Genomic DNA, 5,704 nt, shown 5'->3' with positions numbered 1-5,704 from the left:
GGGGTCCCCAGACCGGGGGCGTGGGCCCTTGGCCCATCTGACCGTGCTCCATCGGGCCCTGCTCCATCGGGCCCTGCTCCATCGGGCCCTGCTCCATCGGGCCCGGCACGGTCGCACCGTGCGCGACGGGGCCCTGATCGACCGGACCAGATGCCATCGGACCAGACCCGATCGGGGCCTGGTCCATGGGGCCGGGCTGCCCTGGGCCGGCCAGGCCGGGGACGACCTGGCCAGGGACGGGCTGCATGGGGTGCTGGTCCATCGGGCCTTGTGCGGCCATAGGGGGCTGGGGCGGCGGCATCTGGGGGGTCTGGACGGCCCCGATCGACAGCTGGATCGGCTGGATCGCGGGCGGCGCAACCGGCCCAGGCTGCTGCCCGGCGACCGGCGGCGGTGAGGGGACGCCCGCGATCGGCGGCGCCGGCATGGGCGCGTTGACGTCCCCCAGCAGCCGCAGCAGCGCCGTGTACGTCGTCGGCCGCCCCGCCACATCCTTGGTGAGCGCGGCCAGCACCACCTGGCGCAGCGGCTCGGGCAACTCGCCGACCTCGGGCTCCCCGTTCAGCAGCTGCTCGGCGTCGTGCCCGAACGGCGCGGCCCCGGTGGCGGCGAACACCACGGTCGCGGCCCAGGCGAAGACGTCGGCGTACGGGCCGTACTGCAGCCCGTTGAGCTGCTCGGGTGCCCGGTAGCCGAGCTCGCCGACAGGGTCGCCCAGCTCGATGTCGGTGACGCACGGTCCCTCGGCGGTGAGGATCACGTTCGACGGCGTGAGACCGCGGTGCGCGAACCCGGCCAGGTGAACGGCGGTCAGTGCGGTCAGCATGCCCACCGCGACCCGCTCCAGCGCGTCGCCGGTCAGGGGGCCGTCCGCCGCGACGGCCTCGGCCAGCGAGCGGCCCTCGACATGCTCCCTGACCACGTACGACAGGCCGTTCTCGGCTCCGGCGTCGAGGGTGCGGGCCACGTACGAGCTGGACACCCGTGTGACGCTCTTGAGCCTGGCCACGAAGTCGGGGTCGGCGGCCGGGTCGACGGTCAGCGTCTTGATGACCACCTGAGGCGCGTCCTCGGACTTCCGGCCCAGGTGGACGACGCCACGCGGACCCTCACCCAGGCAGCCCACGATCTGGTGGCCGCCGATCCGCTCGGGGTCAGGCTGGGGGGAGTCCTTCTCCACCATGACCGTCCTTTCAGGATTGCGTCATGATCGAAGGATATTTAACCAAATATGCCCCATACACATCAGAGGTTTCGGTCGCACATCTGACAATTAACCGTCAATTAGCATCAGAGCCGCCCGAAGAGCCGTGATGCCGGCCGCGGCGCCGCTCCGTCGGCGCGAACACCCAGATCGCGATCAACGGACCGGCCTGCGAGAGCCGGCCGTCGCGACGCGGTGGTGGTCACCGGTCAAACCGGGTGGGTCTGTGATCAGATGGGTGGCAGTCCCAGAAGGCGGCGGGTCTCGGCGTGGATTCGTGTGGATGGCATGGCGAGCTCCGTCGGCGAATCGAAGTGGTTGCGCCCAGGCTGCTCGAACGCGGTCACCTGGCAGCCGCGCCCCCGCAGATGCGCCGCGAACGTGGACGACTGCCGCTTGAACTCGTCCGTCTCGTGTTCCCCCCAGGCGATGACCACGGGGCAACGTGCGCCGGACAGGAACATCGGGCTGCAGTCGCGGGCTTCACCGGGGTCGATGCCGACGACCTCGTTCACGTAGGTGCGCTGCACCGGAGTCAGGTCGTAGATCCCACCCAGCAGCACCGCTCCCGCGATGGGCGCGGCCGGCAGCCCCCACTGCCGCCAGGGGGTGGCGAGCAACATGGCCGCCAGATGAGCGCCCGCGGAGGATCCGGAAACCACGATCCGCTCAGGGTCGATGCGGTATTCGGCCGCGTGGTGCCACAACCAGGCGAATGCGCTGCGCACCTGGTCGACGATTTCGGAGAGGCTGGCGCGCGGGGCCAGGGTGTATTCCGGCGTGGCGTAGAGGGCGCCCGCCCCGACAACGGCTGGAGCCGGGAAGGCACTGTCCTCTTTGGACAGTTCCTGCCAGTATCCGCCATGGACGAAGAACAGGGCGGGACGGCTTTCCGCGTCCGTTCCCGACGGGCCATAGACATCCAGCCGGTCATCCGGCCCCTGCCCGAAACGCAGGTCTCGGTGGGTGGTGCCGGCCAGCTCGTCTCGGGCCAGGCGGCTGCGCTCGGCATAGTCGTCCAGGAACGGCTGGATGTCGCCCACCAGGCTGCTCGGGGAATACTGAGCGTCCAATTGCTCCTGGTCGTAGTTCCGGTACACATACACCGTCATGGCAGCAGCCGTTCGACGGTCTCCTCGCGCGACCTCTTCAGGAAACCGATGAAGTCACTGCCGCCGGTCCCTTTGGCAGTCTCCTCGCCGTGCTCGAACCGTTTGATGTAGCGCCCGGTGATGCCGATGTGCTGGGACCTGAGCTGAGCCAGGCCGTCTACGGCCGCGTTGTACGCCTCGGCCAGCTGGGGGCGGGTGCCGCGGTGCCGTGCGACGAAGTCGCGGACCGAAGGGCCGGCCTCCAGATCCTCGAGAAAGCGGCGGTGCGGCCCGGGCATGTACGCGCGCATGCCGGTCAGGAAGCCCGCGGTCAGCTCGTCGCGATGCTGGATGTCGAGTCCGGCGTCGAAGGCCTGGATGAGGGAGCTCTGGGCGGCGCTGCCGCCGGCCAGCACCAGAGGTTCACGATCCACGCCTTCGAACCGCAGTCCCGGCGCGGACCAGCCCATGAGGAACGGCCTGATCCGGTGGTAGAAGACGTAGTGGTCACACCAACGCTCGACGTTGAGGAACGCGTCGACCACGCGGCCGAGCACCTTCCGGACGCCGAGCAGCGCCTCGATGAGCCCGGTGTGGTCTTCGGCCGCCGCGGCGTGCTGGGCCTGCATGAGGAGGGGCAACCCGTCTGCCCCGGCCAGTTCGACCCCCACGGTCGCGAGGTAGAACCACTTCTCGTCCACACCGCCGAGGAACGTCAGCTGCGTGTCGATGTTGGACATGCTCAGCGGCTCTGTTTCATCGATGCGCCGCCAGTTGTTCAGGACGATTGAGGCATGGGCGACGATCGGCGCCCGGTCCAGCAATTGGGCGAGGTCATGAAGAGGGCGTGCCACCGGGGCCGGGAGCGTGCGCGCAGGTGTGCCATGGCCCCACACATACGCGTTCGCGAGGCAGGACAGCAGCAGCATGGCCCGTTCCTGCTCGCCGCAGGACTCCAGCCTGTCCAGCGCGAGTGCGGGCATCGACTCGATCTCGGGACGGATGCGCCCTGTCATGATCAGGGCCGCGATGTTCCGTCCGACCTGCTCCCAGGGGCGGTAGTACGCCGGCAACGCGTCCACCGGGTCTTCGGCGGGCACGAATCCGCGGCTCACATCGATGGCGTACTCGCCTGGCGAGGCGACCCGCGGTCCGGGTGCGCGGGTGTGCGTCGTCTCAGGGATCACTGGACTTCCTCCTTGTCTGCTCCAAGAGGATGCCTTCGGGGCGAGCCGCGGCATTGGGACTGCGACACGAAGACGACGTCCTCTCTTTGGGCGGGGACACTGAGCGGCTACTCGAAGACGCCGATGACGGTGTGCGGTCCGGGACGTCTGCCGATAGGCCCCGCCCCGAACCATCAGGGGCGTCGCCGAGCTCCCCCCTTCGACGATTCCCGAGAGCCGGAACGCTGGCACCCCAGCTGAAGCTCCCCAGGGAGATCGTATGTACACACGCTCTCTGTGCTGCTCAGGCGACGCCGGATTTCAAGCGGCCGTCTCGCGGATTGAATACGGTAGGGGGGTATGGTACGTTCAAGGAGATCGGAGGGGGAGACATGGTGGGATACAGCGACAACAAGCAGGACCAGCTGCGGCGGCTGCACCGGATCGAGGGGCAGGTGCGCGGCCTGCAGCGGATGGTCGAGGGCGACAAATACTGCATCGACGTCCTCACTCAGGTGTCGGCGGCCACGAGCGCTCTGCAGTCCGTCGCCATCTCCCTACTCGAAGATCACCTGGCGCAGTGCGTGGCCGAAGCCGCCGCCAAGGGCGGCCCTGAGGCTCAGGCCAAGGTCAAAGAGGCCTCCGACGCCATCGCGCGGCTCGTCCGCTCCTGACGAACACCACTGGAAAGGGTTGATTGACATGGCTACCGCTACCTACACCGTCAAGGGCATGACCTGTGGCCACTGCGTGAGTTCGGTGAAGGAGGAAGTCGGCGAGGTCGCGGGTGTCACCACTGTGGAAGTGGATCTGGCGAGCGGCCTGCTGACCGTTGAGAGCGACAGCCCGGTCGACGCGGCGAAGATCGTTGCCGCTGTCGAGGAAGCCGGGTATGAGGTGGCGATTCAGGTATGAACGCGGCAACCAAGCTTGGCGCCTACGTCCTGGGGGTGGCCGTCGTCTTCGGCGGTGCCCTGGGCGCGGGGCGAGTAGTCGGTCCGACCGCCACCCCGGCACCGGCCGAGGATCACAGCGCAATGGTCCCGCAGACTGAACCGGTCGCGGAGCACGGCGATGAGCACGCCGCCACGGCGCCGGCGAAGAGCGATACCCCTGGGGGGCTCCAAGTGTCCGACAACGGTTACACCCTCAACCCACTGACCACCATCAAAGCCGGCGAGCCCACCGATTTCCGCTTCACCGTGACGGGGCCCGATGGCAAGCCGGTGACCGACTATCAGGTCGAGCACGACAAGAAGCTGCACTTCATCGTGGTCTCGCGGGATCTGGCCACGTTCCAGCACGTGCACCCGGTCGAGGCCGGTGACGGTGTGTGGTCGGTGAAGCTGACGCTGGACGACCCGGGTGCCTATCGAGCCTTCGCCGACTTCGTCCCGGCTGGGGGCAGCGGCCTGACGCTTGGCACGGACCTGCTGGTCGCCGGTGACTACGCGCCCAAGGCCCTGTCCGAGGTCAGCCGTACGGCGAAGGTGGACGGCTACACGGTCTCCCTGACGGGCGACCTGGTGCCCGGCCAGTCGAGCAAGCTGACGCTGAGTGTGAGCAAGGACGGCAAGCCGGTGACTGACCTGCAGCCGTACCTGGGCGCGTACGGTCACCTGGTGGCCCTGCGCGCCGGTGACCTGGCCTATCTGCACGTGCACCCTGACGGCGCGCCGGGCGACGGCACCACCAAGGCCGGGCCCGAGATCGTCTTCTACGCCGAGGTGCCCAGCGGCGGCGACTACCGGCTGTTCCTGGACTTCCAGCACGGGGGCAAGGTCCGCACCGCGGACTTCACCGCCCGGGCAGGGGCCGGGCGGCCCAAGCCCACAGCCGAGCCGAGCGCCGGCCCGTCCCACGGCGAGCACAGCCACTGAGCGAGAGAAAGGAGAACGCTGATGTCCTCGGTCACCGATGACCGGCAGAACGCGGTCGAGCTCTCGATCGGCGGTATGACGTGCGCGTCCTGCGCGAACCGGATCGAGCGCAAGCTGAACAAGATGGATGGTGTGAGCGCGACGGTCAACTATGCGACGGAGAAGGCGAAGGTCACCTTTCCCGAGGGTGTTGATCCGCAGGACTTGATCAGTGAGGTGGAGAAGGCCGGCTACAGCGCCGCCCTGCCCGCCCCGCCGAAGGGGGAAACGGGCGGGCAGGAGCCCGGGGACGAGCTCCGGCCGCTGCGCCAACGCTTGATCACGTCTGTGGTGCTGGCCGTGCCGGTGATCGCGATGGCGATG

Annotated in this window: 7 protein-coding genes; 4 read left to right on the top strand and 3 right to left on the bottom strand. The window is 68.6% G+C overall.

Annotated features, from left to right (window positions below; genetic code table 11):
• From EJK15_RS77010 to EJK15_RS67190, 3 genes are all read right to left on the bottom strand, one after another.
• On the bottom strand, positions 1-1,183 hold a 1,183-nt coding region (locus tag EJK15_RS77010; RefSeq protein ID WP_171075399.1), incomplete at its 3' end, for a serine/threonine protein kinase.
• Positions 1,184-1,434: 251 nt separating this feature from the next.
• A complete protein-coding gene (locus EJK15_RS67195) occupies positions 1,435-2,316 on the bottom strand; it encodes an alpha/beta hydrolase (RefSeq protein ID WP_138720583.1) in 882 nt (293 codons plus the stop codon).
• Positions 2,313-3,482 carry an indoleamine 2,3-dioxygenase gene (locus tag EJK15_RS67190; protein WP_171075398.1) on the bottom strand — a complete coding sequence of 390 codons (1,170 nt, stop codon included), beginning with the start codon at positions 3,480-3,482 and terminating at the stop codon, positions 2,313-2,315. The genes EJK15_RS67195 and EJK15_RS67190 overlap by 4 nt, the downstream gene beginning before the upstream one ends.
• Positions 3,483-3,853: 371 nt before the next feature.
• On the opposite strand from EJK15_RS67190, the gene EJK15_RS67185 reads away from it, so the two are divergent.
• From EJK15_RS67185 to EJK15_RS67170, 4 genes are all read left to right on the top strand, one after another.
• Complete coding sequence (locus tag EJK15_RS67185) at positions 3,854-4,135, top strand: metal-sensitive transcriptional regulator (RefSeq protein ID WP_138720581.1); 282 nt, start codon at positions 3,854-3,856, stop codon at positions 4,133-4,135.
• 28 nt (positions 4,136-4,163) lie between these two features.
• A complete protein-coding gene (locus EJK15_RS67180; protein ID WP_138720580.1) occupies positions 4,164-4,376 on the top strand; it encodes a heavy-metal-associated domain-containing protein in 213 nt (70 codons plus the stop codon).
• Positions 4,373-5,341 (top strand): hypothetical protein, encoded by a 969-nt coding sequence (locus tag EJK15_RS67175; RefSeq protein WP_138720579.1) that lies wholly within the window; start codon positions 4,373-4,375, stop codon positions 5,339-5,341. The genes EJK15_RS67180 and EJK15_RS67175 overlap by 4 nt, the downstream gene beginning before the upstream one ends.
• 21 nt (positions 5,342-5,362) lie before the next feature.
• Positions 5,363-5,704, top strand: a 342-nt coding sequence (locus EJK15_RS67170; RefSeq protein ID WP_138720578.1) for a cation transporter, incomplete at its 3' end; no start/stop codon positions are given.

Source organism: Nonomuraea basaltis (assembly GCF_005893125.1).
GTDB lineage: Bacteria > Actinomycetota > Actinomycetes > Streptosporangiales > Streptosporangiaceae > Nonomuraea > Nonomuraea basaltis.
Note: the sequence above shows the minus strand (reverse complement) of the source record. Positions and strands in the feature narration are given on the sequence as shown.